1 protein-coding gene is annotated in these 1,066 nt (G+C 67.7%); it reads right to left on the bottom strand.

Annotated elements, in window-relative coordinates; genetic code table 11:
• Positions 1-959 (bottom strand): DNA-directed RNA polymerase subunit alpha (locus JAO81_RS41875; protein ID WP_199553250.1); only part of this gene is annotated, 959 nt, incomplete at its 3' end.
• Between the last annotated feature and the right edge of the window lie 107 nt (positions 960-1,066).

The raw sequence follows: 1,066 nt of genomic DNA, 5'->3' as shown, positions 1-1,066 counted from the left end.
GCGGTGGTGGGGTCGAATCCGGGCGGGCTGTCCTTGAGGCCCATGCCCATGCCGGCGAGCTTGGCCTTGACTTCGTCGATGGACTTCGCGCCGAAGTTACGGACGTCGAGGAGGTCGGCTTCGGAGCGGGCGACGAGCTCGCCGACGGTGTGGATGCCTTCGCGCTTGAGGCAGTTGTAGGAGCGGACGCTGAGGTCGAGTTCCTCGATGGCCAGGGCGAGGTCGGCGGCGAGGGCGGTGTCGACGGGGGAGGGGCCCATGTCGATGCCCTCGGCGTCGATGTTGAGCTCGCGGGCGAGGCCGAACAGTTCGACGAGGGTTTTGCCGGCCGAGGCCATGGCGTCGCGCGGGCGCAGGGCCTGCTTGGTTTCGATGTCGACGATGAGCTTGTCGAAGTCGGTGCGCTGTTCGACTCGGGTCGCTTCGACCTTGTAGGTGACCTTGAGGACGGGGCTGTAGATGGAGTCGACGGGGATCCGGCCGATCTCCTGGCCGACCTGCTTGTTCTGCACGGCGGAGACGTAGCCGCGGCCGCGTTCGACGGTCAGTTCCATCTCGAGCTTGCCCTTGCCGTTGAGGGTGGCGAGGACCAGGTCGAGGTTGTGGACCTCGACGCCGGCGGGCGGGGCGATGTCCGCGGCGGTGACGACGCCGGGGCCCTGCTTGCGCAGATACAGCACGACCGGCTCGTCATGCTCGGAGGAGAGGTCGAGCTGCTTGATGTTCAAGATCAGGTCGGTGACGTCGTCTTTGACGCCCGGCACGGTGGTGAACTCGTGCAGCACCCCCTCGATGCGCACGCTGGTGACCGCGGCGCCCGGGATCGAGGACAGCAGCGTGCGGCGCAGGGAGTTGCCGAGGGTGTAGCCGAAGCCCGGCTCGAGGGGCTCGATCACGAACCGGGAACGGAACTCGTCGACGACCTCTTCGGTCAGCGAAGGGCGCTGAGCGATCAGCATGCGGTGGTGCCTCCAGACTCCGGCGCCCCCTGATGCGACGCCATTGGACACTGCACGCTACCGGCAATCCGACCCCACCCGACGCCGCACCGCCCACACACCCGGAC

The organism is Streptomyces sp. N35 (assembly GCF_016464295.1).
GTDB lineage: Bacteria > Actinomycetota > Actinomycetes > Streptomycetales > Streptomycetaceae > Streptomyces.
Note: the sequence above shows the minus strand (reverse complement) of the source record. Positions and strands in the feature narration are given on the sequence as shown.